Origin of the sequence: Paenibacillus sp. cl141a, from assembly GCF_900109305.1 — a bacterium.
GTDB classification, from domain to species: domain Bacteria; phylum Bacillota; class Bacilli; order Paenibacillales; family Paenibacillaceae; genus Paenibacillus_AQ; species Paenibacillus_AQ lautus_A.
In genome coordinates this window covers 224242-248246 of sequence record NZ_FNZO01000001.1, presented here as the reverse complement: position 1 = coordinate 248246, position 24005 = coordinate 224242, and the positions used below count along the sequence as shown (strand labels likewise).

The following is a 24005-nucleotide window of genomic DNA, read 5'->3' as shown; positions in this document are numbered from 1 at the left end:
CACTCACTTCCCGCTGATTTCATTCGAAATACTCTCTACCAACCGGTTCTGCAGCGCCGTACGCGCTTGACGAACCCCATTCTTGATGGCGTTCGCATCCGACGAACCGTGGCTCTTGACAACCAGGCCGCCCAGACCAAGCAGCGGCGCTCCGCCGTGCTCCTTATAATCGAGCGTCGATTTCAGGCTGCGAAGCTCCGGCATCATCAACGCGGCAGCCATCTTGGTCTTGAGGGACTTGCCGAACTGCTCCTTCAACAGCGAAAAGAGTGCACCGGCTGTTCCTTCAATCGATTTTAACAGAATATTGCCCGAGAACCCGTCGCAGACGAGCACGTCGCAAACGCCGTTCATGACATCGCGCGACTCCACATTGCCCACAAAATGAATAGGCAATTCCTCAAGCAACGGATATGCGTGCTTCGTCAATTCATTGCCCTTGCCCGGCTCGGTGCCGACATTTAACAGCCCGACGCGAGGTTTGGCGATACCGTGCACCTTCTCGCGATACAGGCTGCCCATCAGCGCATACTGCTGCAAATGCTCCGGTTTCGAGTCCATATTCGCTCCGAGGTCCAAGGCGAGCATCCCCTTGCCGTCGAGCGTCGGAATCATAGGGGCCAGCGCAGGGCGCTCAATCCCTTTCATCCTGCCCACGACGAGCAATCCGGTCGTCATGAGCGCTCCCGTGTTGCCCGCCGAGATCATGGCATCCGCTTCGCCTTCCCGAATCATCCGCCCCGCCACGACCATCGACGCATCCTTCTTCCGGCGCACGGCCTTAACCGGCTCATCCTCCGCTTCGATGACTTCGCTCGCATGAACCACCTTCAGATTGGCCGGCTTGTCCTTCAGAAGGGCTCCAATCTGGGCCTCATCCCCGACGAGGATGATATCGGTGTCGCTCCATTCCCGTGCGGCAATCAGCGCGCCGTCGACGTTGCTCTGGGGGGCATTGTCCCCGCCCATCGCATCAACCACAATTCTCATGCCAAATTTCCTCCTTCACTTATGTCATTCTCCTGCAGATCGGTAGATTACGAAATTCCCCTGAAACACCATTTCATCAGCGACATAAGTAAACACTTCCACCTTGGCCTTCCCCTTCTGGCCGGCAATGGATCTGACGTAGGCTTTGGCAATGCATTTCTCGCCGAGGCGCACCTGTCTCAAAAACCGTATATCCGCTGAAGACGTCAATGCGATTTCTTCATTGATCACGGCAATGGCAAGCGAATTGGCCTGAGCGAACACATAATGTCCGCGGGCAATCCGCGTTTTGCTGAATACATGTTCCTCACGGATTTCAAATATCGATATTCCGCTCTTGTCCAACTGCAGGTCAACGACATCCCCGATCACCTCTTCGAGCGACAAAGAACGAACCTGGTCATAGGAATGCTCCGCCATCTGTTTCATTCGCTCACGGAGCTCAGGAATGCCCAGTTCCATACGGTCAAGGCGTATTGTTTGAATGCTTACTTTAAGCTGGCGAGTCAACTCGCGGTCCGTAACAAAGGGATTCTCGTCGATCAGCTGAATCAGCCGCTGGTGACGGTCTTTCTTGGATAAACGATCGATGACGAAACAACTCCTTCTGCCGCTATGATAGCCGCCAATCTTCAAACCTACTTATATGTAAATTAGTCGCAAATATTAGAACCTGGTACTAATGTTAAGTATAAATCATGTCACGTTAAAAAGAAAGAGGGACTTCAGACCAAAAAAAATAGCACCTCACCAAAGATGAAGTACTACTTATTTAGAAACTATTGTTTGATGATCTCTCTTGCTTTATACGTTCCGCACACTTTACATACGCGATGAGCAAGCTTCAATTCACCACATTGCTCGCATTTCACCATGCCTGGCACAGCCAGCTTAAAATGAGTACGACGCTTGTCACGACGTGTTTTGGACGTTCTACGTTGAGGTACTGCCATGTTCCCACCTCCTTATCAATTCAACCCGCTGAACACGGGTGCCATATCCATCATCATTTAAAGAAGTCCTTCAGTCCGGCTAGCCTAGGATCGATCACTTCCGTATCGCAGTCGCAGGTGCCTTCATTCAGGTCCTTGCCGCAATTCGGGCAGAGTCCCTTGCAGTCGGCTTTGCAAACCGGAGCTAGCGGCAGGTGGAGCAGAAATGCTTCTTCTACATAGGGAGTGAGATCCACACTCTCACCCTGTACGTATGTAGTATCGTCATCCTCATCCTGAACCACAGATTCAGGATCCTCCACCGGCTGGAATACTTCATGAAAAGGGATGTGCACATGCTCGCTGATCGGCTTCAGGCAGCGGGAGCAATTCATCTCCAGCTCGCCTTGCAATCGTCCGCGAACATCCACCGAACCGGTAATCGACGGAGTTGCTTTCAAATCCACGTCTAATGGCTTAACCGCAACAATATCCTTCCGGTCCTTAATGGCATTGCTTACATCCACGGTTTGATGGAACTGTAACGGTTGATCGCTGGTTGTCAATTTACGAAATTGAATTAGCATATCCATCACTCCAAACAAACAAAGATTATTATACCGATTCCCAGAGAGTTTTGTCAACAGGATAACCCTAACAACCTCTATATTGTTACCCGATATTTCTCTTCATACTACCAGAATTATAACACTCCCGGGAGGGCGCTTATGGTTGCAGGACCATCATGCAATTATGTTATATTCTAATCAAGGAGTTGAAACGAATGAAAACGGTTGGCATAGTCGTTGAATATAATCCCTTACATAACGGTCATGTACTGCATTATCGCAGTTCCAAAGAAGTATCAGGGGCAGATGCCGTCGTCGCGGTGATGAGCGGTCCGTTTCTCCAGCGCGGCGAACCTGCCATCGCAAGCAAGCGCGCGCGGGCGGAAATGGCCCTTGCCATGGGGGTTGACCTGTGCCTCGAGCTGCCGGTAACCTATGCCGTCCAGCCTGCGGAATGGTTCGCGTTCGGTGCGGTAGCCATTCTGGAAGCTACGGGCGTCGTGGATTGCCTTTCCTTCGGATCCGAAAGCGGAACGCTGGAGCAAATCCTGCCGTTGTCCCGTTCGCTCGCAAACGAATCCGGCGAGCTTCGATCCGAAATCGAAAAGCGCCTCCTGGAAGGCATGAACTTCCCATCTGCCTACGGCGCTGCCGCCGCTGCCCTATTCGGCGAATCCGGTCCTGCAACGGCAAGGGCAGAGCTGCAAGAGCTGCTCACGCAGCCGAACAACTCCCTGGGGCTGCACTATCTGATCGCACTCCAGCGCCTGGGCAGCCGCATTACGCCTTATACCATTCCAAGAGTAAGCGCACATTACCACGATCCGCTGCCGGGAACGTCATCCATTGCCAGCGCAACCGCCATCCGGAACATTATTCTGTCACAGGGTTTGGAAGCCGCCAGACCCTATATCCCGGATTTCACGTTCAACATCATGGAGCGGGAGATCAAGAGCGGACTAGCTCCGGTCCATTGGGAGCAGTTTCGCCAGCCGCTGTTCCAAGCCCTGCTCACGCATACACCCGCCCAGCTTGAAAGCTTCCTCGAAGTAACCGAGGGCTTGGAGCATCGTGTTCAGCGCTCGCTATCGCAGCTGGAGCAGCCGACGGTTGACGCCCTTCTGGAAGCGTTGAAGACCAAGCGTTATACGCGAACCAAGCTTCAACGCATGCTGATGCACATCATGCTGAATCATGACAAGGCATCAATGAATCGTGAAGAGCTCGCCAAAGGTCCGGGATATATCCGAGTCCTCGGCTTCAGCGAGACGGGTCGTTCGTTGCTGAAACGAATGAAGCGAAGCGCTTCACTCCCCGTCATTCATCAGCCAGCTAAGCTGGAGCATCCTCAGCTGGAGCGCGACCTGGCGGCAGCCGCCGTCTATGCTAACGGGCAACCTAGGCCCCAAATCCGAAACTACTACAGCGATTACCTGCTGCCGCCGCTCACCCCTTAGGCGGCAGCTCCTCCAAATAATCCACGGCATCCTGCAGGTCATCGACCGGGATCAGTTTCATATCCGTTTTGATCCGGTCCGCGCGCTTCTTGGCTTCATCGTAATTTTTTCGAGGCACAAAAAAGATATCGGCTCCCTTCCGGTCGGCAGCCACGATCTTGTGCTTCACGCCGCCAATGGGGCCAACGGCGCCTGATTTATCGATGGTACCCGTTCCGGCAACCCGGTAACCTTTGCTTAAGTCCCCTTCGGTAAGCTGATTATAAATCTCAAGGGTGAAGATCAATCCGGCTGACGGTCCTCCGATGTTGGTATTCGCAAAGTGAATGGTGTGATCGGGATCTGCCGGCTCCACGTTCTGCATCGTGGCAATCATGACGCCTAATCCCGGACGCTCCGCGCCGGTCTTCTCATCCTTAATGCTTACAAGCTTCACCTGTTCCTTCACGGTTTTCCCTTTGCGTTCAAGCTCCACGGAAACCTCTTCTCCGATGCTTTTCCCGCTTAACAGGCTGGCAATTTTCTCATTATCCTCTGCAGGCTGACCATCGATTTTGATCAATTTATCGCCAGGCCGAAAATAATCGGCATTAGCCGAATTCTCGGAGATCGACATCACGAAAACGTAAGCGGGCTCGATGCTGTAATCGATTCCGGCCTCCTGATAAGCGGCTTCCATTGCGGAAGACTGTGAAGAGTTCATATAATACACTTGCGTGGCCGCATACTCGTCCTTGCTCTGGTCGCCCATTTTTTCGGCCTTCTTCACAACCTCTGCATTAGGATTAAACGCAGACAGCATTAATAAAGCTATATTGGCATAACTTGCCGACACGGTAGTCATCATGAACGTACCCTCTTCCGCCGGATCGCCTTTCTCGACATTGATCATGGGACGAACCTCTTCGGCACTTCCGGGCTGGTATACAAGATAAGGGGTCGGCATATAAACGACAACGTACAGCATGACCCCGACCAGCAACAAATACAGCGCTATTTTTAAGCCATTCGGTTTTACAGACTTCTTCATGGTTTTCCTTCCCTCCGCCTCATATATCCAGCCTTCCACCAAGTTTGGTCTGACGGTTGTCTCCTCTGCATAAAGTTGTACTAGCCATGTTTACGCCGAAAGGAGATTCCTTATGAATAAAGACAACGCCGTCAAGTCATCCAACGGGCTGTGGAACACCATTCTTCTCGGTGCCGCCGCGTTCCTGCTTGTACTGGCCGTCGTCAGCGCGCCCGAACCCGCCTTTCAAGCCACCCTGCAAGCACTCAAGCTGTGGTGGAATATCGTATTTCCATCCTTGCTGCCTTTTCTCGTGCTGGTTGAAATACTCATCGCTTATGGTTGGGCCCACGGGGTTGGCGTACTGTTGGACCCTATGATGAAAAAAATATTCAAACTTCCCGGTAATGGCGGCTGGGTTCTTATAACAGGAATGACAGCCGGGTTCCCGGCAGGCGCTCAGGCCGCGGCCGGCATGCATAAACAAGGCGAACTTCGTGCCGTTGACGCCAGCAGGCTTGCCGCTTTGGCCCATTTTTGCAATCCGATGACCATCCTCGTTGTCATCGGAACCGGCCTGCTGCATAAACCGGAAGCCGGTTATCTGCTGCTGATCGTCCACTGGATATCCGGCCTGCTGGCCGCATGGATATTCGGTCTATTCAGCAAATCGCCCTCTGCAGAAGCCGGGAAGCAGGGCGCACCCGTCGACAATGACCGGATGAACGAATCGGCGAAGCGTCCGATTCTTCGACGGGCAGCCTCCGCCGCGCTGGACGCCCATCGACGGGATGGGCGAAGCTTCGGCAAACTACTTGGCGAATCCGTTACCCGTTCGGTACAGACCTTAATGATGACGGGCGGCTTTATCTTGTTCTTCGCCGTTCTTACTAGAGTATTGACCGGCCAGCTGCTGCCCCAGCTTCCATCCTATCTTGTGCCCGGAATATTGGAAGCCCATCTGGCCGCCCAGGCGATCAGCTCCTCGGCATTTCAAGCAGGGGCTCTGCAGCTGGCGGTCCTGTCGGCCGCACTGGCATGGAGCGGAATCAGCGCCCATCTGCAAAGCCTGTCGCTGATGCGGGAAGCCGGTTTAACCTGGCGTTACTTTATGGCAAAGCGAATCCTGCATTCGATACTCGCCTTTGTCATTACCTTGGCCATATGGAAACCGGTCAGCACCCTTTCCGCGGGCATCGTGCCGGCATTCCGAACGGAACCGATCGATCATGCCGATACGGAACAATTCTTCAATTTTTGGAGCGGACTGCCTTCTTTCCTGCAGGTTCAAGGCATGATCTGCTTGTTATTAATCGCGGCTTTCTGGCTGTGCTCCCGTCTTATCGGGCGTGATCCCCGCTGAATTTGCGGCGCAACGCCGCATCGACCTCGGGACTGACCAAATCTGTAGTGTCACCGTTAAAATGCGCAATTTCCTTCACAAGACTGGAACTCAAGAACGAATATTTCGGATGCGTCATCATAAAGATGGTCTCTGCATCCGGATTCAGCTTATGGTTGGTGGATGCCAGCTGAAGTTCATATTCAAAGTCGGTCACGGTCCGGATCCCGCGTACGATGACCTGGGCGTTCTTCTGACGAATATAGTTCGCCAAAAGGTCGCGGAAGCTGTCGATTTCCACATTCGGCAGATGCGCGGTCGCCTGTTTCAGAAGGTCCTTACGCTCGTCCACCGTGAAGAGCGGGTTCTTGCTTAAATTATTGAGTACGGCCACGATCAGCAGATCAAACTGCTTCGAAGCACGTGTGATAATGTCCATGTGTCCCATGGTGACCGGGTCAAAACTCCCAGGGTATACGGCAACGCGGTATGTACTAGTATTCTCATTTGTCATCGTGCAATTCCTCCTCATCAAGCTCCGACGCTTGATCTTGCGCTGTGTCATAACGGTATATCGATATGGCGGTTTCTCCGTATTTCGCGGTTCGGATACAATGAAAATCGCCAAATTCCTCAGCATAATTGTAACTTGATTCGTATTCCAATACCACCAGGGATGAATGCTGCAGCAACCCTCGCTCGGCCATATCCAACATCAATTCATCGCCATTTTTGAACCTGTACGGCGGATCCAAGAAGACCAGGTCGAAGACATAGCTTCGCTTTTCAAGCGCTTTAAGCGCCCGTGCCGCATCGTTCCGGTATACCTCTGCGCTTTCCTCAAGCCGGGCCGCCTTCAAATTATCCTTGATCGTGCTGATGCTTTTCGGTTCCACGTCAATAAAAACAGCACGATCCATCCCCCGGCTTAACGCCTCGATGCCAAGGCCTCCCGTGCCTGCGAACAGGTCAAGCGCGATTCCTCCCTCAAAGTAAGGGCCGATCATACTGAATATGGATTCTTTCACTTTATCCGTCGTCGGACGGGTGCTTGTACCCGGCACGCTTTTGAGCGGCCGGCCTTTTGCACTTCCGGATACTACTCTCACTGCTTCATTCACCCGTTTCATTATCTATAAATTAGAGCCCAGACAACGCCATGGACAGTGATTATCGTAACACACTCATCCCATATATGAAAAACGAAACGTAACAGCTCCCAACTTTTTTTCAGAGCAAGGTATATTTCTGCACCAGCCGGGCATCCTTGAAATATCGACATCAATGAATGTCGTAGACAACCGCGGAGAAGACTTACGTTTCCCCATAAGCTCTTCGTCCGGTTTCTCCTCTCCCATGAGGGAGTCACTTCGGTGGCTCCCGAACAAAAGCCCTGTAATGTCAACATGTTGTTACGGGGCTTTTGTTCTTTTTTTTATGTTCAGCCGCTCTACATTGAGCGGCTTTATATTTTTCAGCCCCGCGGTCTGTTGGTTCAGCAATCCATATGTGTAATGAAGCATAACCAATCCCTCTCAGCGAACGTTCATATTATATAAGAGCATGATGGGAGGAGTTCAAGATGGACCTGCTGGTGTACGCAGGAATGGCCTGTCTCTTGGTGACAGGAATCCTATCGGGAGCGTTTACAACGGGGTACCAGCAGAGAGGCAACTTCCATGCCGATTCCAAGGACGACCGCGCATCCAGAAAAAAGGCGGCCAATTGGTTTTTTCTCGCGGGAATTGTATTTCTTGCAGCAGCCGGTATTGTATATCTTCTGTTCCGTTAACAAGACACTTCCATTGATGAAGAGGGGATTCGATTATGAATGGTTTCATTAGCAATGAAACTAAGGAAATAGAACTTGCGAGAATGAAGTATGCTCTGTTCATAATAATTTCAATCGTTACATTCAGAAAGTTCCCAAAAATCGAAACCGCGAAAAATGATGCATGCGCGGTTTTATTGCTCTTGAAGGGAACCGGCTTATCGTATATGTCGGGTCGGGACAAATTCATCGAATAATGGCAAGCTTAATCTGCAAAACGCCCCCATCCGGGAGCGTTTTTTTTGTTCCTTTTTAATCAACGCTCCTCTAAATCTTGCAGGAATAACGCCTATTTTGTCGAAAACAAGGAGGTTGTTTGAAAAATATTCCTATTTGTACAGTGAAGAGAGGTCATGTAAGTGAAAAGAACGTTGTATGCTCTCGTGTTATTCAGCATGCTGGCAGGGCTTGGTTTTGCAGGGACGACGCAAGACATCGCTTCTGCCGACGGGGCCGAGCTCCGGATCCAAGACATTGCCGGAAAAAACACCTACCTGATGAGCGATGGCTCCATGTGGTCCCTGATCGACGGACGACATGCCATACGAACACCAGGTACCGTCGCAGCCATCAGCGGTTATGAGTACGGTGGCATCGGTATGACGCGGGAGGGCCGCTTAGTAGAGTGGGACATCGGCAAGGGGCCCCAGGTCGTTCCGGGTACTAGCGGCGTGAAGCAGATAGCGGGTTCCTACTGGCTGAAGTCGGACGGTACCGTATGGGCCGGCGATGAAAAAGCGAAGAACCTCAGCGGCATATTGCTGATCGCCCATGCGGATCAGGAATTCGCTGCATTATCCTCCAATGGAGAACTGCTGCTCCAGGATAACTACAAAAAGGGGCAATTCAAAAAGCTCGGGATCGTGGAAAACCCGGCAGCCGTCAAATCCATGACGGTACACAGCGGACGCGTTGCCCTGCTGCAGAACAACGGCGACGTTGTCGTGTACGAAACGTCCAACTTCGACGATAACGGGCGGATCATACCGGTTACCGTGGCCCAGAATGCAGCTCATATCGTTTATGCATCGAGTGAGCCGACGGATCTTCTCATTGTTACGCTCCAGGACGGAACCGTATGGACTACCGGCGAGTATAAAGACCGCTGGAAACTCAAGGAGCAGATTACCAGACTTAGCGGGATCGTAAAAACATCCATCTATGGGAATGCAAAGGATTTGTCGGAAGGCTTTTATGCGCAGCGGAGTGATGGGAGCTGGGTACATCACAAGGAGGGGCAGAACAAGAACATCGATGTACCGGTAGTCAAGAGCTTGTCCGTTGCCATATCCGATGCGACGCCTTATGTAGGAGAATCACTGGAAGTGAGCATCCAGGAAACCTATACGAACGGGGCGAAAATCAAGGTACCGGTTAAAGACGCCGGCATCGATATCGAGAAGCCGTATTTGTTGAGCATGCAGAAGAATGGCACGCTGAAATCTGCAGGCGTTGGCAAAACGCAGATTACGGTAACCTCAGGCGGCCAGTCCAAAGCGGTGACGGTATCGTCCAGCCTGCGCAACAATTTGAAATACGCGAAACAGGTCAACGGCAATGTCATGGTACCGGCTAAATCCGTCATCCAGGCGCTGGGCGGCACCTATTCGGCTAAAAACGGAAGCGTGGAGGCGAAGTTCGGCCAGACCCTGTTTTCGTTCAAAGCAGGCAGCAACCAGGCCAAGCTGAATGAAAGCACCATCCGACTCAAAGCCGCACCCGTGAACGACAAGGGCGAGCTGCTCATTCCGGCCTCCGTGTTATCCGATGCTCTGGGAGCTAAAACCAGCTGGGATGCCAAGTGGAAGCAAGCTCATATCTCCCTCGGCGCGGATGCAGCCATGACCGTCGTCTCCAGCGAAACGGCTGGATTGATCAAAAAAGCGATGCAGGGCAATTTGGTTAAGTATATCGGCCGAACGTATTGGGTGAACGAATTCGAAGATTTGGAACGCTTCTCGAAATTGACCGTTACCGACATCTTGCCTGACGACAAGGGCGAATTCAACGTAATCTTCAAATCGGCATCGGGGAAAACGGTAAAAAGTTATCCTATGCGGTCTTCGGAAGTGACGCAGCTGTTTGCGGACCGTGCCTCGTTATTAACTTACGATCCCTATAAAAAACACAAATGGTCCGCCTCCGTCTGGAAGCAGATCAAAGTCGGACAGGTTTCCCTCGGCATGACGAAAGAGCAGGTCCAGCTTTCATGGGGGAACCCGGCTGCCAAAGACGTTACCTCCGGCGGCGGAAAAACCATTGAAACTTGGGGGTACTCCAATTTCAATATCGTATCTTTCGTCAACGGGAAAGCCATATTGATCATGATGTAGCATGAAGGGGACACAAATCAAGAATGCTCGTTATTCATAAACAAGACCGTCCTAAGAAGCAGCAATGCCTCTTTGGGACGGTCTTTCCTTGTGACTGCTCATGGTGCCTGGTATTCTCCTATTGATTCATTGGTTTAGTTCGCTCAAAAGATGGATTAGATAAATGCGCGAGTAATGATCACCAACAAGATGAACAATACCAAAATAGCACCTACAGAAGAGCCATATCCATAGCCGCCGCCGTAGCCTTCTCCTACTCCGCTCATAACAATCCCTCCTTTTTTGAACATACCACATGTTATGTCGTTTCCGCTAAAATGAACTGGGCTGCCGCCTGTTCGCGATCAGAATAGTGAACCCGCCTAAATGCACGCGCATCTGCGGGTATCCATACGCCGATTTTCCATGATTCCCATATGAAAGAGGCGTGGTGGAACCGTCGTTCAACCACGCCTCATGTAATTACTGTATTTTCTGCAGCTGCGGAACCTGTACGTTCTCATTCCGTTTGTTGTCATGGTCTGGATGCACGATTCGTCTGCGGCGATCGACCAAGCCTTCTTCTCCCAGCTCCCGGTATTTGCGCATCCACACTTTCAGCCGTCCGATGTCTGATATTTGTAAGGCGGATGCCACTTCTTTCTTCGTCATCCCTTCCAGCCGCATGGCGACTGCCTTTTTCTTTGTTTCGAAACTGTAATGATGGAATGTCTGTCCCTTTTTCGCCATGATTATCACCTCTTTACTACCTATATCGGTTATCACCTGGCTACTTTCAATACCTGCGACCTATTCCGACATGCGCATCCTTTTAAGGTCTATAGAACCGACCGCATTTCCCCCCAAATAAATCCATGATATGGTATAATTCGGGCTACGACATTACAAGGAAATAGAGGGATTTATTTGTTTAAACTCATTATTTTCGGATTTTTGTTTTACATTTTCGGCAATCCGATAACGGCGATTCTGGTGCTGCTTCTTATCGTGTACGTGCTGGATCGCCGTTTTGTCGGGGTATTTCCCAGTGTGACGAAGCCGTTCAAGCGTGCAAGGGCTATATCCAAGCTGCGCAGACAGATTGCGGTCAGCCCTAGCGACGTATCATCCCGGCACGAGCTTGCCCGATTGCTGCTGGAGCGCCGCAAGTATGGAGAGGCCCTAAAGCTGCTGGAAACCATGGAATCCAGTTTAGAGGATTCCGCCGAATTCTGGGACGATATCGGAAGCGCGCGTCTGCATACCGGCAGCATCGCTCAGGGAGAGGCCGATATCGTCCGGGCCCTTCAAATCAATCCGAGAGTCAAATATGGCCGGCCTTATCTTAGGCTTGCCGAGGCGTTTCGGGATTCGGACCGTGAGAAGGCGCTCCACTATTTGGAGCAGTTCCATGCCATTCACTCTTCCTCCAGCGAAGCCTTTTATTTGCTGGGGTATATGTATCAATCGCTGGGAAGGGCCGAAGATGCCAAGAAATCCTATCAGGAATCGATGGACGTGTATCGCTCGCTGCCCAAATACAAAAAACGGCAGGAACGCAAATGGGCAGTTCGAAGTTGGTTCAGGAACTTATTCTAAGCGTTACTAATGACTTAAACCAAAAGGACGTCCGTTAGAGGTCATGAGACCCGGGGACGTCCTTTTTTTCATGAAAATATTCGTTTCTTATGCAAGCGGCTTGTACCCAAGCCGGTTTAACTGTTCCGCGATCACCCGGTACCCTCGGCCATTCGGGTGTAAACCGTCGACCGACATCAGTTCCTTCTCTCGGCCAGAAAATTGCGCGTAAATATCCGCAACGCGAAAATAGCCGTCGCTCAATCCCATCAAATGCCGATTGAACCGAATCACGTATTCCGTTGCCTCCGTCCAGGCCGGATATGGATTATACAGACCGATAGCGCGAATAAAATAAGGCTTGCTGGCCGGTGACTTTATTTTGCGGATATGTTTGACGATATTAGCCACATGGTTCTGGCATCGATACAAGGCGGTGTCCAGCACCTCCCGATTCGGTCGACCTCCCGTGGACTTCACCGCACGAATCAGGTCATTGCCGCCGATCGACATCGTGATAATCTGGGCCTGCTGCAAATGATAGCGATACGTTGGAAGCTGAACGACCCGATCGTATAATTCATCCGAGGTTAATCCATTGACCCCGAGGTTCTCATGGGCCACGAATTGGCGAAGTTTCTCCTCCGCCATCCGACGGTATAACGGAACAAAACCGCTGCCAGGCATCGCCCCAAACCCAAAGGTCAAGGAATCGCCGACAGCGGTATAATGGTACACCAACATGTTCACCCCCTGCCCCGCTCGTTACGACATTATATGAGGAATGCCTCCTGTGCGAAACGGGTATATGAACTTGAATGGCAATTTTAATTCCAATTGGAGACGTAACATGCATCCATAGGAATGACTACTCTTCGGATTCCTCCACCTCATAAATGCAGCGGAATCTTTCAACGCCCGGGTACTTCTCTCCCAGGCTGTAAACCTCGAAACCGATACTGCGGTAGAAGTTCACGGCCTCTTCGTCCGTTTCCGCAATGACTCGTTCCGGTTTAGGCTGCACCTCGAGGAGCAGCTCCAAAATCAACCCGCGTCCGTATCCCTTCCCCCGATTCTCCGGCAGGACCGCTAAATGCCGGATGATAAGCTCGTCCTCCATCACATCAAAACCGATGACTCCCAGAAGAAGTCCGTCCTCTTCGTAGCCGAACAACCGGCTGTCGCCGCCCTGATAAAATGCGGCTGCCTCGTCCACCGCCTCCGGATCCGGGAAAACCGAGTAACTGAGCAGCTCCTTGATTTCGGGCTGCGACGCTTGCATCGTTATATCTTTAAGCATACCTATCTCCAATCTAAACTCATGTAGGACTACAGCTTCTTCTCTGCGCTGATCCCCAGCTTGCGCAGCAGCTTGGCCGCCTGCGCTCTTTCTTCTTCCGACAATCCGCTAAGCACGTTAACCATCAATTCCTGATGCTGAGGGAAGATGGCTTCGAAGAATTCCTTCCCCTCTGCGGTCAACTCGGCATAAATTACGCGGCGGTCCTCAGCGGAAGCCCGGCGAACAAGCAGGTTTTTCTTCTGTAGCTTATCGACCACGTATGTAATGTTACCGCTGGAGATAAGCACCTTCTCCCCTATTTTTTGCAGCGGCTGCGGACCTTTGTGGTACAGCACATCCAATACCCCAAATTCAGTGGAATTCAATCCGTGGCTGTTGATGCTTCGATGCGAATGCGTCATCACTGCGTTATAAGCTCTGGCCAGGACAACCAGCAGATGCAGCGGGTAATCCTCGTGTTCTTGAAAATCCGACATACTTCACCCTCCGAAAGATATCATGTATTTAAGGTTAATGAACGCCGGTTCAACTGTCAAATGTATTCTTTGCCTGCATGCTCGCAGAATGCAGTATCCGTACCGAACCGTCCCGGCAGCCGATAATCGCTTGATCAGCCATGCCGATGAACAAACCATGTTCAACCACGCCGGGTATATTGCCTAAACGGGAGCTCAATTCCTCCGGCCTCGAGATTTCCTGAAACCGGCAATCAGCAATATAATTCCCGTTATCCGTTACATACACCCCTTCATCCGGCAGACGGCGCAATTGGACCGAACAACCAAGCTGTGCCAGGGAATGAATCGTCCACTCATAGGCAAAAGGGACAATCTCAACCGGCAGCGGAAAAGCGCCCAGTTGAACTACCGCTTTTGCCTCATCCGCCACAATCACGAGCCGTTCGCTGTGATAAGCCGTGATCTTCTCGCGAAGAAGGGCTCCGCCTCCTCCCTTGATTAACCGCAGCTGATCATCCAGCTCGTCAGCCCCGTCGATCGTCAAATCCAGGCGATCGATCTGATGTATGGGCGTCAGGGAAATTCCTTGTTCCATCGCCAGCCTCTCCGAAGCGTCAGAGGTAGCCACGGCCTGAATCGATAGTCCGGACCTGACCATCTCCCCGATTTTGAGTATGGCGTAATAGGCGGTGGAGCCTGTGCCCAGCCCGATCTTCATCCCGTCTTGAACATACTTGGCGGCATGCTCAGCCGCTATTTTCTTCATATTCATTTCACTCGTCATAGGACCCGCTCCTTCGTCTTAAGCTGAATCAAATGTTATAATATGGGGTACAGTGATCATTTTCATGCCAAAGGAAAGGATTATGCCATGCGAACAGAGAACCAGATCAAATCCAAAATCAATGAGCTTTCGATGCAAAAGAAAAAAATGCAAACCCTACTGGCAGCTCTCGAAGAGAACAGCCCTGAGCGCGCTTCCCTTCTCAATCAGGATGCCCGTCTTGACGACATGATTACCATGCTGGAATGGGTGCTGTTTGAACCAAGCGGTTCCTATCATATGTAATAAACGGCGAATAAACGGCAGGGGCGCAAATGTGCGCCCCTGCTTTTTATTAAGATTATAGAATACACCATGTTACAGCAGAGCTGAACACTTCTATAATCACAAGGTTTTTTCTTAAGATCTCAGAAAGTATAAACTTCGAAGCCTGGTCCTTCCTGATATCGCAAGAAAAACATCCTATACATGCGGTCTGTCTTCTGAGAATGTACGTCGATAGAGGTTTTTCTTAAGATCTCAGAAAGTATGAACTTCGAAGCATGGGCTTCCTGATATCGCAAGAAAAACATCCTATACATGCGGTCTGTCTTCTGAGAATGTACGTCGATAGAGGTTATTCTTATACTTGCGCCTCCTTCTCCTGCGTGAACCGCTCCAGCCAACGGACATAGAGCTCTTCATTCTCGGGAGAAAAGCAAACGAAATCAACCCGCTCCAGCCGGTTATCCGGCAGATCTTCCTCAAGCAGCTTCGTCACCGCCTTTAGTGCCACGTCACATGCCGGAGCTTTAGGATACTCATAGATACCCGTGCTTATATTAGGAAAGGCGATGCTTTTGGCACCGACCTCGATTGCAAGCAGGAGACTGTTGCGGTAGCATTCCGCCAGCGTATGCTCCTCGCGCCTTCCGCCGCCCTCCCAGATCGGGCCGACGGTATGAATGATATGCTGGGCAGGCAGCCGGCCTGCTCCTGTAATCACGGCGTTGCCTGGCGGGCAGCCGCCTTGCTGCTTGCGAATTTCCATGCACTGCTCCATGATCTCCGGCCCTCCGGCGCTATGAATCGCGCCATCCACGCCTTTTCCGCCCAGCAGTCCCGAATTTGCAGCATTGACGATAATGTCGCCCGTCCATGTCGTAATATCGCCTATAAAGACGGAGACCGATGTCCTTCCGATTTTAAATGTTTTCATTTCGGAAAATCTCCTTTCGGTCTTTTATTTCTCTATTACCCCGCAAGAGGGTGGATTGACCCTGTTCGACCTATTCTGTCCTCGCCTTTTTTTTCGCGGCTGCAGACAGACGGTCGGTTAAGACCTTCTCCTCCGGCCCTTGCAGCGCTTCCTCCACGGTCCGATAAAACATCAGCGTGCCGGTGTCCCTGGCCTTGGTCAGATGATGAAGAAACACGTTGCCGGCTTGCTCCAGCTTCAAGTCTTCGGATTCATTTTTGACCCGGCAAAGATATACCTTCATCAAACCTTGCGGATCGCGAAATTCCATGACGCCGATCGGACTCAGCGTCCTTTTGTCCTCCTCGGTGAATTGAGGCGTCATATAAACGGTATATTCCGAAGCAGGCGAAGGAATGTATGCTTCCCGTTTTTTATCCGCAATTAATTTGGAATTCATAAACGCGATGTAACCCGCTGCCGCGAACAGTAAGATGCAGGCAGCGATTGCGATATTCAGCATGAATGTCTCTCCTTGTATATGATCAGTTCATGAGGCATTAACCTAAAATCTTCTGTTATATAAAGACCCGCAATACGGCAATAGCCAGTAAATGCAGCGGATAAAATGAACGCCATACCCAGCGGCTCACCCGGACGGACTCCAGTTTTCTCCATACATGAGGGCCATAAGCTATCACGGCCGTCGGGATGACGCTCCACATCTGCAGCTCCCAATCATTAAGGAACCAGAACAGCAGGTTCAATAACATATGAAGCGGAACAAGCCAGCCGGCCTGAGCATATCGGAAAATCAAGATCAACAGCAAGCCGTAGGCTCCGTAATCAAATGGAAACTCACTCATCAACGCACAGGCGGCAACAACCACCATCCATGATAGCAGCCGGGAATCCGATCGTTCCAGCACATAAAGAACCAAGGCTCCGGCCAACAAGGTTACGACCACGTTCAGCCCTTCGGGATCCAGCGCAAGCTGGTATGGAATTTGGGAGACCACTGCAATAACGGCCAGCCGTGCGATATACTTGGGTCTCGATGAAGTGTAGCGGTGTCCCTGCACGAGAGCGTAAACATAGATTGGAAATGCGATGCGGCCGATGATTCTCCACATCTCCTGATGCGGAAAAAACACAAGCCCGATATGATCAATCAGCATCGTCAGCATAGCGATCCACTGCATGATAACCCCCTCCTCGCACGGTAAGATGAACATTCGTTATGTATGTGGAATCGATATATCTATTATGGGTTGCAAACAGGGGACTTGCAAGCGGAGAAAAGATGAAGAATTGGGTATCCGGCATCCATGTCCGATATCCTACTATATAATAAGAACAAAGGCAGCTGGAGGACGAAGGAAACGCTGGTTTGAATCCTATTTCAACATCTTCTCAGATGGAGGTGACTGCCCGATGGAAAAGAAAAAAAACAACATGGCCTTAGGCATATGCATGGGGATCGGCGTGGGCGTGGCGATTGGAGTGGCAATGAATAATATTGCTATAGGCATAGCAATCGGTGTTGCCATCGGCATATCGTTCGGCTCCGCCATGACAACCAAGAACAAAAAGCCGCCCCAAGAATAAACGAAAACGCCAAAGCACAAGGAATAGACCACCCGGCTAGAATCGGGTGGTCTATTCGGGTTCCGTAAACTTACCTCATGACTGCAAGAATGGACCGGATGTTTCCGTTGCGGACTTCATGGGCCCACTTGCCCGTAAGGAGGGGGCCGTCTACCTCGAAGTTGTCTCCTCCCGCCGTTGTCAACGTGAATCGCTGAATCGCAACGCCGTCTTGTCCGAACGTATTGGCAGCTCGCTCGCTGCGGTACGTTACCTTGACGGAGCCAAGGAAGGTGAACGATACCTCCTGCCGGTCGTCAAACAGCCATGCCGGAATCACCGGGTTCAGATGAAGCTGAAGCTGGTTGTCCTCATAACGGAATACGTTTTTACCGGCCATCATCATAATCCACATGCTTAAGAATTCGGCCGTCGATCCGCTCAGCCTTGCCACAAAACCACGTCCATGCACATGGGGATCCGGATTGACGCTGCTGGCGATGAACGATGAATTTTCCAAAGTGCTGCGTCCATAAACGGCCGGGTCCAGAAATGGGATAAGCGAAGTTTTAATTTCCGAGAAAAATTCGTCGTACAGTCCCGCTTTTAATAAGGAAAGCAAGTATTTATAGGTCATATGCAAAAATACGGATTCCCGCTCCAGCCAGCCGGCCGTGAATGCGCGGATGCGTCCGATTTCATCGCCTTCCCCTTCCAGGCTGACGGACGTCTTATACATCCCCAGCGCGGCATCATATAAATCGGAAGCCTTGATCCGATCATACATCGCTCTCGCCTGACCTTCATTGGCGAGCTTCATTCCCCGGGCCGGGGCTTCGAGAAAATGCGGAAGCGCATATGCTTTGAATTCCAGCACTTTAGCGGCAGGCAAGCCATAGCGGGTGATGACCGGGCTGCCCTCCGCATCCCGGATTTCTTCGAATCGCTCCGCTTCAAAGCGGAAGTACGTCGGAACGATTCCGCCCCCCAGCTGCTCGGCACGCTGAATCCCTTCTTCAATCTTGTCCAGGAAAGCCGCGTATATCCTCTTTACGTGTTTCACCGGAATCTCAACCTCCAAGCCGCTGATGCCGTATCGGACGGATGCCCGATAGGACTCGCGCTGCCCGGCTACCCGATCCCAATATCGGAAGGAGTCCAGTGCACCGGTTTGATATTGCTGCACGGCATCATATACACTCTCTAAATAAGAGGCAATTTCCTCCGGCACCATCACCGTATGATGACCGAACCGCTCGGCAGCCTCCACAATGAATGCCACCATGCGCTTCAATTCCATCGTTTCGCTCATCCCGGAGCCGAACAGGCCCGGCAATCCGTTCATCGCGTCATTCCAGCCCGGCTTGTTTGCCTCCATCTCAACGCCCATTCCGTAAGGATCGAGCGTTGCCATTTTATTGAGGGATAAGGAGATCATCTTGACAAACAGATTCGTACGGTAAATGTCGCCTTGTCCGCCATCCACCCGCAGCCATTCCGCCGCGTTCCGCTTTCTGCCGAGCTTATTCAGCTTCTCCTCGTCCTCCAGCAGCGCGCCGTACTGGCGAACCTTGCCCCGGCTGATCACGACCTTCTCGCTCCGTGGGAGCACATATACCGGGCTGTCAAAGAATGTATAGGCATTCTCGCCAAACAGCAGCTCTTCATATCGGTCGGGATAAATATCCAGGAAACCATCGACCAAATCCATGTTATAGGTCCAATGGTCCGACCAGAAGCCTTCGCCGAACGAAGCCGCAAAATGCTGTTCGGATATCGTCAGCAATCCCGATAAAAACCGTTCCTCGGCGATCGCCAGCCGAATGCCTTGATCCGATATCGCGTTAATGATTTTGCCCGGGGTGAAATCCCCGGTGCATGCCTTCGCGAGCTTATCGTAATCCTCCTGAGCCGCAGAGACTTGCAGTAGCTTATCCAATTCCCCCTCCATGCCTGGGGCTACTCGAAACCGCGTGCCTTCTACGCTAAGGGGATTATAACCGTCCGCTTGAATGAGGCTGAAGAACATCCGGATGTTGAACGTGCCCACCTTCGGATTGAAAAACACATCATTTCGGCGGTTCTGATTCATGTCCCGGAAATTGCCGTTCCCTTGTGAATAATATTCCGGAGCCAGCGAGAAAAAGTTATAGTCCCGCTCCGGATCCCCGTGCTTGCGGGAGTAGAGGTGGACGACCGCCCCATCCTTCCCGTTATCGAATATAAACGGATAACCGCCCCGCAGGAAATTGTCCAAATAGGACTGCCGGCTGTATTCATCAAATACGGGCAACCCTGTTTGGGTAGCTACGTCATCGGTTAATTGCCGGGTCAATGCCGATGCCTCCTTCCGCTTATCGAGGATATAGGCAGGCGAACACAAATCTTTCGACCGTTTGTTGATTTTGCCGATATCGTTCACATGACCAACCAGCGTATACACGGTTTCCGTCTCCCCAGGCTCAAGCCGCGCCGATAATCCGCTGAAGCCGCATGGCACTTTGTTCACAGGATACGGCGTGGCTTGCATCAAGGATTCGATCGAACCCGCAGCAAATCGATCGGGGTGGATCAATGAAGTGTTTCCGCCGAATATCAGCTCAAAATCTACGATCGGTTTGATCAAATTCCCGTGCTGATCAAACGATAGATAGAAATGGCCGTTCGTAACTTCGGTAACCTCCGCCTCGTCATGCGTACTGGAGCGAACCTTATAGAACGGTATGCCCCGGTCCAGATTCTTTACTTCCATCCAGCTTCGCAGCAGATTGCCGACCTCCTTGTATCCGCTGTTCTCGATGCCGTAAGGCAGAATCTCCGGCATACCGTCCAGCAGCTCCAGCGATTCCGCCCGGGCCCCGATATTCGTCACGCTGACCTGGCGGACGAGCGCGGCAAAATCTTCACCGGGCAGCTGGAAATACGAAACGGATGTTCGAAGACCTTTATCTGCATGCTCCTCCTCGATGACCAGCTCATTCTGACGAATCAGCATCGTTCTCCGTGCCTTCGTGTCCGGCTGAAAGGATTGGAACGGCTCATATACGGCCGGCGTCCCGGCCATCTTGATAAACGTGCGGAAGCCGGTGGCGGATACGTTCTTATACGAGATATTGGCCGGCGAGAATTCCATAATCGGCGAATTCTTGTCGCGTATGCCGAAACTGCTTATCCCCTGGCCCCGATTGACGTAAAAGGTCCACATCGGTATCCCTTTCAATCCGGCAATCCCTGGCAGGAAGCTGGAAAACGGCTTGGCGAGATCATACTGCTCGATAACAAAGGCATCCTTCTCAAAACGATAATTGGACATGTTCAAATCCTCCTTAAATGAGTGCATCATTCGCTGAAATCAAGAAGCTCCTAATTCGAAACCGGTTTCGAATTAGGTTAAAAACGAATCCTGCTCTTTAGGTTCACCTTAGGTGACCGGGCGGCAGGACTCCCGGATCATTAATTCGACTGGCAGCATAACCGACTTCACGGCGGTATCCCGCTCTTCGATTGAAGAAACAAGGATCTCCGCGGCAACCTTGCCAAGCTGCTCCGTATCCTGACGGACCGTCGTTAATGCAGGGGTAATGTAGCGGGACATTTCAATATCGTCAAAGCCGATGACCGACACGTCTCCCGGCACGCTAAGGCCATGGTCCAGCACGGCTCGAATCGCTCCAAGCGCGAGCAAATCCCCAGCGGCGTAAACGGCTGTCGGCCGATCCTCAAGCGCAAGCAGCCTCTTCATGGCTTCGTATCCGCTCTCGGTGGAGTAAAAATCGCTGCCGGTTATGTACTCTTCCCTTAGGTTCAGATCCAGCTCACGCAGCGCTTGTTCATAGCCATGTTGGCGCTGCTCGCCTGCAAACGTATTCAATCCGCCCGAAATATGGGCAATGCTGCGATGTCCAAGCGAGTGCAAATACCGGATTGCCAGCATGCTGCCTCCGATATTGTCGGAGTATACCGAATGCACATGCTCCGGTGACGAATCCAGAATGACGCACGGAATGCCGCTATCCAGCAGCTCCTGGAAATCGGGATCATCGTTGCTCGACAGGATGACCACAACGCCATCGACGCCCCTGATTTTGCAATGCTCCACATAACTGCTTCTTCGGCCGCCGACATCCTTGGAAATGAACATCAGATCATACCCTTTGGATACGGAGATTTTCTTAAAGCTTTCGATGACGGCTCCAAAATAGGGATGCCGAATTCCGGCTCCCGTGGCTTCAACAAAAAGAATGCCGATCGTCCAGGATCGCTTGGTCGTAAGTGACCTGGCATTGGCGTTTGGAAGATACCCCATTTCCTTCGCGGTTTCCAGGATTTTGACTCTCGTCTTTTCCCGAACATCCGGATAATTGTTGAAGACTTTGGATACCGTCGTAGGCGAATAGCCTGTTTTCTTCGCAATATCGTAAATCGTTGTCAACCTTGGTATCAGCTCCTGCCCTTCGCCGACATAATTTAAGACCATCTCTCTGGTATTAAATTCTACCTGTGCCGGCAGGCACTCGTCAATGTTATTCCGCACATCCGGGCAGGAGCTAAAACTCCCGGTTATCCAAATGACAACGGCTAGGACAAGCTGGCGGAGGCGTTCTGCGCTTTAGCGGAATGATCCGTTTCCTGATGACGAATCATCAGCATGCAGATCAGCGCAAGCAGCATGCTGCCTGCGGCGCAATAAAACAGGATCGAATATCCCATTCCGTCAATAAGCTTGCCAAGCAGAGGCGGCGACGATATCGCCGCCAGCGAAGACACCAAATAGTACATTCCTGTCCGCGTTCCGATGCTGTCCTCCGATCCGGTCGATACGATGAATGGGTAAGAATTGATATTGATGCAAGCCCAAAACAATCCGCCAACGGTCAGCAGTACGCGAAGCAGCAGCAGCGATTCTACCCATGGGACGAGCGCAAAGACAATCAGCAGCCCGCTGACGCCGATCAGGATCAGCCGTTTCTTCCCGAATTTACCGCCAAGCCATCCGCTGGGAATCGCAAACAGAACAAAGGCGAGCGAAAAAAACGTCAAGGAAAAGGAAGCCTGCGATTCCGTCAGCCCCATCTCATTCTTCCCGTACAGCGTAAACAGCGTCTCAACCCCTTGGTACGCCACGAACCAGAAAAATATGGCCGCCAGCAGCAGTACCGTCGTGCGATTGATTTGGCTTTTCAAGGAAATTTTGGCTCTGGCGGCCGTCTGGGCTTGATAGCCCGGAGCATCGCGTTTCTCTCGGATGAACGTCTTCAGAATGAACAAAGAGACAAGCGTTACGCCGGCAGCTGCAATGAAAGGCAGCGATGCATGGGCACTGTACAACACCGAGCCCAAGCCAAATGCCAATATGGAGCCCAAGCCGCCCATAAAGTTAATGATGCCGTTGGCTCTGGTACGTCGCTTCTCTTCCGTTATATCCGGCATCAATGAAACGGTTGGCGAACGATACAGGCTCATGGCCAGGTTCATGAGGACCATGAACAGCAACAACGTCGCCATTCCGTTATGAAACGGAATCATGGCCGTAAACAAAGCGCCTAGCGGCATTCCGATAAGCAGGTAAGGCATTCTTCTGCCGTACCGGGTATGGGTACGGTCGCTTCGGCTTCCAATCCATGGCTGCAAGAACAAGGCAAAGTAATTGTCGATCGTCATAAAAAAACCGATCCATGCGACACTGGATATGTAATCCTCCAGAAAGTAGGGCACAAACGCATTGTACAGCGCCCAAGTAATGCTGATGCTAAAAAAGCCGAAGCCCAGCAGCCATGTTTTCCTCACAAAGTCACGCTCCCTTGGTTTGCAGCAGTCCGTTCAGCACATCCGGATAATCCGTAATGATGCCCGCAACGCCCGCATCCATCAACTCTTTCATCCCTCCCTCGTCATTCACGGTCCACGGATGATAGACGACGCCATGCTGCTTCGCTTCCGTTACCCACTCCGGCAGAACCGCTCGATGGTATGCGTGCAGGGCATCCGCTTTAGCCAATTTGGCGTATTCCCACGGTTGGTACAGCCCTTCACTATACAGCAGCCCGGTACGAATTTCTGGATCAATATGTTTGCATTCCACCAGGGAATAATGATTAAAGCTCGAAATGACGATTTGCTCCGCCATATTGTAATGCCTTACAGCCTCAATCACGCGCTTTTCCAGCTCTGGGTATTGAATCGTTCCGTTCTTCAGCTCGATATTAACAATCGTGCCGCGGCTTTGCGTTAATTCCAGCAGTTCTTCCAGCAGCGGAATCCGTTCGCCTTGGAAATCGGCCCCAAACCATGAGCCTGCGTCCAGCTTGGACAGCTCGTCGTATGTATAATCCTTGACAAGCCCCTCGGCCCCGGTTGTGCGGGCGACACTCTCATCATGAATCAATACCAGCTTTCCATCCTTCGTCATTTGGACGTCGGTTTCGATCCCGGTAGCTCCCTGCTCCAAGCCTTTGGCAAAGGCAGACATCGTATTCTCGGGGCATATGGCCGATGACCCGCGGTGTGCGAAATTGATCAATTGTGACATTTGTACTTCCTCCTGAGTGATTAGGTTTTGGTTTTGGTTTTGTACTATAAATATAGCTCGCAATTGTTAGAGCTATGTTATCATTCCATTTTCATATTCCACATCGGTTGATGAAACCCTGTCATGTCCTAATTAATTTTTCAAATG

27 protein-coding genes are annotated in these 24005 nt (G+C 51.5%); 7 read left to right on the top strand and 20 right to left on the bottom strand.

The features are described from left to right. Positions 1 to 3: 3 nt before the first annotated feature. The 4 genes from plsX to BMX45_RS01180 form a co-directional block, all read right to left on the bottom strand. Positions 4 to 990: a phosphate acyltransferase PlsX gene (gene plsX / locus BMX45_RS01195; RefSeq protein ID WP_090908152.1), complete on the bottom strand. Its 987-nt coding sequence runs from the start codon at positions 988 to 990 to the stop codon at positions 4 to 6. 24 nt (positions 991 to 1014) lie between these two features. After that, positions 1015 to 1626 (bottom strand): transcription factor FapR, encoded by a 612-nt coding sequence (fapR, locus tag BMX45_RS01190; protein ID WP_015736373.1) that lies wholly within the window; start codon positions 1624 to 1626, stop codon positions 1015 to 1017. Between the two features lie 143 nt (positions 1627 to 1769). Beyond that, entirely contained in the window at positions 1770 to 1943 is a 174-nt protein-coding gene (rpmF, locus tag BMX45_RS01185) for a 50S ribosomal protein L32 (protein ID WP_006211382.1), read from the bottom strand. A 53-nt stretch (positions 1944 to 1996) separates the two neighbouring features. Next, a complete protein-coding gene (locus BMX45_RS01180; RefSeq protein ID WP_090908151.1) occupies positions 1997 to 2509 on the bottom strand; it encodes a YceD family protein in 513 nt (170 codons plus the stop codon). 197 nt (positions 2510 to 2706) lie between these two features. Between BMX45_RS01180 and BMX45_RS01175 the strand changes: the two genes are divergently transcribed. Further along, on the top strand, positions 2707 to 3948 hold the full coding sequence (locus BMX45_RS01175; RefSeq protein ID WP_090908150.1) for a nucleotidyltransferase: 1242 nt from the start codon (positions 2707 to 2709) through the stop codon (positions 3946 to 3948). On the opposite strand, the gene BMX45_RS01170 is transcribed toward BMX45_RS01175, so the two are convergent. Continuing rightward, a complete protein-coding gene (locus BMX45_RS01170) occupies positions 3938 to 4978 on the bottom strand; it encodes a SepM family pheromone-processing serine protease (RefSeq protein ID WP_090908773.1) in 1041 nt (346 codons plus the stop codon). The genes BMX45_RS01175 and BMX45_RS01170 overlap by 11 nt on opposite strands. Before the next feature lie 112 nt (positions 4979 to 5090). Here BMX45_RS01170 and BMX45_RS01165 point away from each other — a divergent pair, with 112 nt between their 5' ends. Then, positions 5091 to 6320 carry a nucleoside recognition domain-containing protein gene (locus tag BMX45_RS01165; RefSeq protein ID WP_090908149.1) on the top strand — a complete coding sequence of 410 codons (1230 nt, stop codon included), beginning with the start codon at positions 5091 to 5093 and terminating at the stop codon, positions 6318 to 6320. Here the strand turns inward: BMX45_RS01165 and coaD are convergent. Both coaD and rsmD read right to left on the bottom strand, forming a co-directional pair. After that, positions 6298 to 6813: a pantetheine-phosphate adenylyltransferase gene (gene coaD / locus BMX45_RS01160; protein WP_090908148.1), complete on the bottom strand. Its 516-nt coding sequence runs from the start codon at positions 6811 to 6813 to the stop codon at positions 6298 to 6300. The genes BMX45_RS01165 and coaD overlap by 23 nt on opposite strands. After that, entirely contained in the window at positions 6803 to 7408 is a 606-nt protein-coding gene (gene rsmD, locus BMX45_RS01155) for a 16S rRNA (guanine(966)-N(2))-methyltransferase RsmD (protein WP_090908147.1), read from the bottom strand. The genes coaD and rsmD overlap by 11 nt, the downstream gene beginning before the upstream one ends. Before the next feature lie 473 nt (positions 7409 to 7881). Here rsmD and BMX45_RS01145 point away from each other — a divergent pair, with 473 nt between their 5' ends. Continuing rightward, positions 7882 to 8091 (top strand): DUF5316 family protein, encoded by a 210-nt coding sequence (locus BMX45_RS01145; RefSeq protein WP_090908146.1) that lies wholly within the window; start codon positions 7882 to 7884, stop codon positions 8089 to 8091. A 398-nt stretch (positions 8092 to 8489) separates the two neighbouring features. Further along, entirely contained in the window at positions 8490 to 10463 is a 1974-nt protein-coding gene (locus tag BMX45_RS01135; RefSeq protein ID WP_090908144.1) for a stalk domain-containing protein, read from the top strand. 155 nt (positions 10464 to 10618) lie between these two features. Here the strand turns inward: BMX45_RS01135 and BMX45_RS01130 are convergent, their stop codons facing one another. Both BMX45_RS01130 and BMX45_RS01125 read right to left on the bottom strand, forming a co-directional pair. Then, entirely contained in the window at positions 10619 to 10729 is a 111-nt protein-coding gene (locus BMX45_RS01130; RefSeq protein WP_015736381.1) for a hypothetical protein, read from the bottom strand. Between the two features lie 196 nt (positions 10730 to 10925). After that, positions 10926 to 11192: a helix-turn-helix domain-containing protein gene (locus BMX45_RS01125; protein WP_090908143.1), complete on the bottom strand. Its 267-nt coding sequence runs from the start codon at positions 11190 to 11192 to the stop codon at positions 10926 to 10928. 177 nt (positions 11193 to 11369) lie between these two features. Between BMX45_RS01125 and BMX45_RS01120 the strand changes: the two genes are divergently transcribed. Continuing rightward, on the top strand, positions 11370 to 12041 hold the full coding sequence (locus BMX45_RS01120; protein ID WP_036663981.1) for a tetratricopeptide repeat protein: 672 nt from the start codon (positions 11370 to 11372) through the stop codon (positions 12039 to 12041). 87 nt (positions 12042 to 12128) lie between these two features. Here the strand turns inward: BMX45_RS01120 and BMX45_RS01115 are convergent, their stop codons facing one another. The 4 genes from BMX45_RS01115 to rpiA form a co-directional block, all read right to left on the bottom strand. Then, on the bottom strand, positions 12129 to 12764 hold the full coding sequence (locus BMX45_RS01115; RefSeq protein WP_009595336.1) for a GDSL-type esterase/lipase family protein: 636 nt from the start codon (positions 12762 to 12764) through the stop codon (positions 12129 to 12131). 124 nt (positions 12765 to 12888) lie between these two features. Next, entirely contained in the window at positions 12889 to 13320 is a 432-nt protein-coding gene (locus tag BMX45_RS01110; protein ID WP_090908142.1) for a GNAT family N-acetyltransferase, read from the bottom strand. A 29-nt stretch (positions 13321 to 13349) separates the two neighbouring features. Continuing rightward, positions 13350 to 13799 carry a MarR family winged helix-turn-helix transcriptional regulator gene (locus tag BMX45_RS01105; protein WP_090908141.1) on the bottom strand — a complete coding sequence of 150 codons (450 nt, stop codon included), beginning with the start codon at positions 13797 to 13799 and terminating at the stop codon, positions 13350 to 13352. Between the two features lie 49 nt (positions 13800 to 13848). Next, positions 13849 to 14565 carry a ribose-5-phosphate isomerase RpiA gene (rpiA, locus tag BMX45_RS01100; protein ID WP_090908140.1) on the bottom strand — a complete coding sequence of 239 codons (717 nt, stop codon included), beginning with the start codon at positions 14563 to 14565 and terminating at the stop codon, positions 13849 to 13851. 87 nt (positions 14566 to 14652) lie between these two features. Between rpiA and BMX45_RS01095 the strand changes: the two genes are divergently transcribed. Then, positions 14653 to 14850 carry a hypothetical protein gene (locus BMX45_RS01095; RefSeq protein WP_090908139.1) on the top strand — a complete coding sequence of 66 codons (198 nt, stop codon included), beginning with the start codon at positions 14653 to 14655 and terminating at the stop codon, positions 14848 to 14850. A 337-nt stretch (positions 14851 to 15187) separates the two neighbouring features. On the opposite strand, the gene BMX45_RS01090 is transcribed toward BMX45_RS01095, so the two are convergent. From BMX45_RS01090 to BMX45_RS01080, 3 genes are all read right to left on the bottom strand, one after another. Beyond that, positions 15188 to 15763 carry a macro domain-containing protein gene (locus BMX45_RS01090; protein WP_015736389.1) on the bottom strand — a complete coding sequence of 192 codons (576 nt, stop codon included), beginning with the start codon at positions 15761 to 15763 and terminating at the stop codon, positions 15188 to 15190. A gap of 70 nt (positions 15764 to 15833) precedes the next feature. Next, on the bottom strand, positions 15834 to 16265 hold the full coding sequence (locus BMX45_RS01085) for a hypothetical protein (protein ID WP_090908138.1): 432 nt from the start codon (positions 16263 to 16265) through the stop codon (positions 15834 to 15836). Between the two features lie 55 nt (positions 16266 to 16320). Continuing rightward, complete coding sequence (locus tag BMX45_RS01080) at positions 16321 to 16944, bottom strand: TraX family protein (RefSeq protein WP_090908137.1); 624 nt, start codon at positions 16942 to 16944, stop codon at positions 16321 to 16323. A 232-nt stretch (positions 16945 to 17176) separates the two neighbouring features. Here BMX45_RS01080 and BMX45_RS31160 point away from each other — a divergent pair, with 232 nt between their 5' ends. Then, positions 17177 to 17350 carry a glycine zipper domain-containing protein gene (locus BMX45_RS31160; protein WP_175495014.1) on the top strand — a complete coding sequence of 58 codons (174 nt, stop codon included), beginning with the start codon at positions 17177 to 17179 and terminating at the stop codon, positions 17348 to 17350. A gap of 70 nt (positions 17351 to 17420) precedes the next feature. Here the strand turns inward: BMX45_RS31160 and BMX45_RS01075 are convergent, their stop codons facing one another. The 4 genes from BMX45_RS01075 to BMX45_RS01060 form a co-directional block, all read right to left on the bottom strand. Continuing rightward, positions 17421 to 20642, bottom strand: a complete 3222-nt coding sequence (locus BMX45_RS01075) for a cellobiose phosphorylase (protein ID WP_090908136.1) — start codon at positions 20640 to 20642, stop codon at positions 17421 to 17423. Between the two features lie 108 nt (positions 20643 to 20750). Further along, positions 20751 to 21761 (bottom strand): LacI family DNA-binding transcriptional regulator, encoded by a 1011-nt coding sequence (locus BMX45_RS01070; RefSeq protein ID WP_090908135.1) that lies wholly within the window; start codon positions 21759 to 21761, stop codon positions 20751 to 20753. A gap of 146 nt (positions 21762 to 21907) precedes the next feature. Next, the gene (locus BMX45_RS01065; RefSeq protein WP_090908134.1) at positions 21908 to 23116 is read right to left on the bottom strand and encodes an SLC45 family MFS transporter; all 1209 of its coding nucleotides are present in this window, start codon (positions 23114 to 23116) and stop codon (positions 21908 to 21910) included. Between the two features lie 4 nt (positions 23117 to 23120). After that, positions 23121 to 23858: a glycerophosphodiester phosphodiesterase gene (locus tag BMX45_RS01060; protein WP_090908133.1), complete on the bottom strand. Its 738-nt coding sequence runs from the start codon at positions 23856 to 23858 to the stop codon at positions 23121 to 23123. Positions 23859 to 24005: the final 147 nt, after the last annotated feature.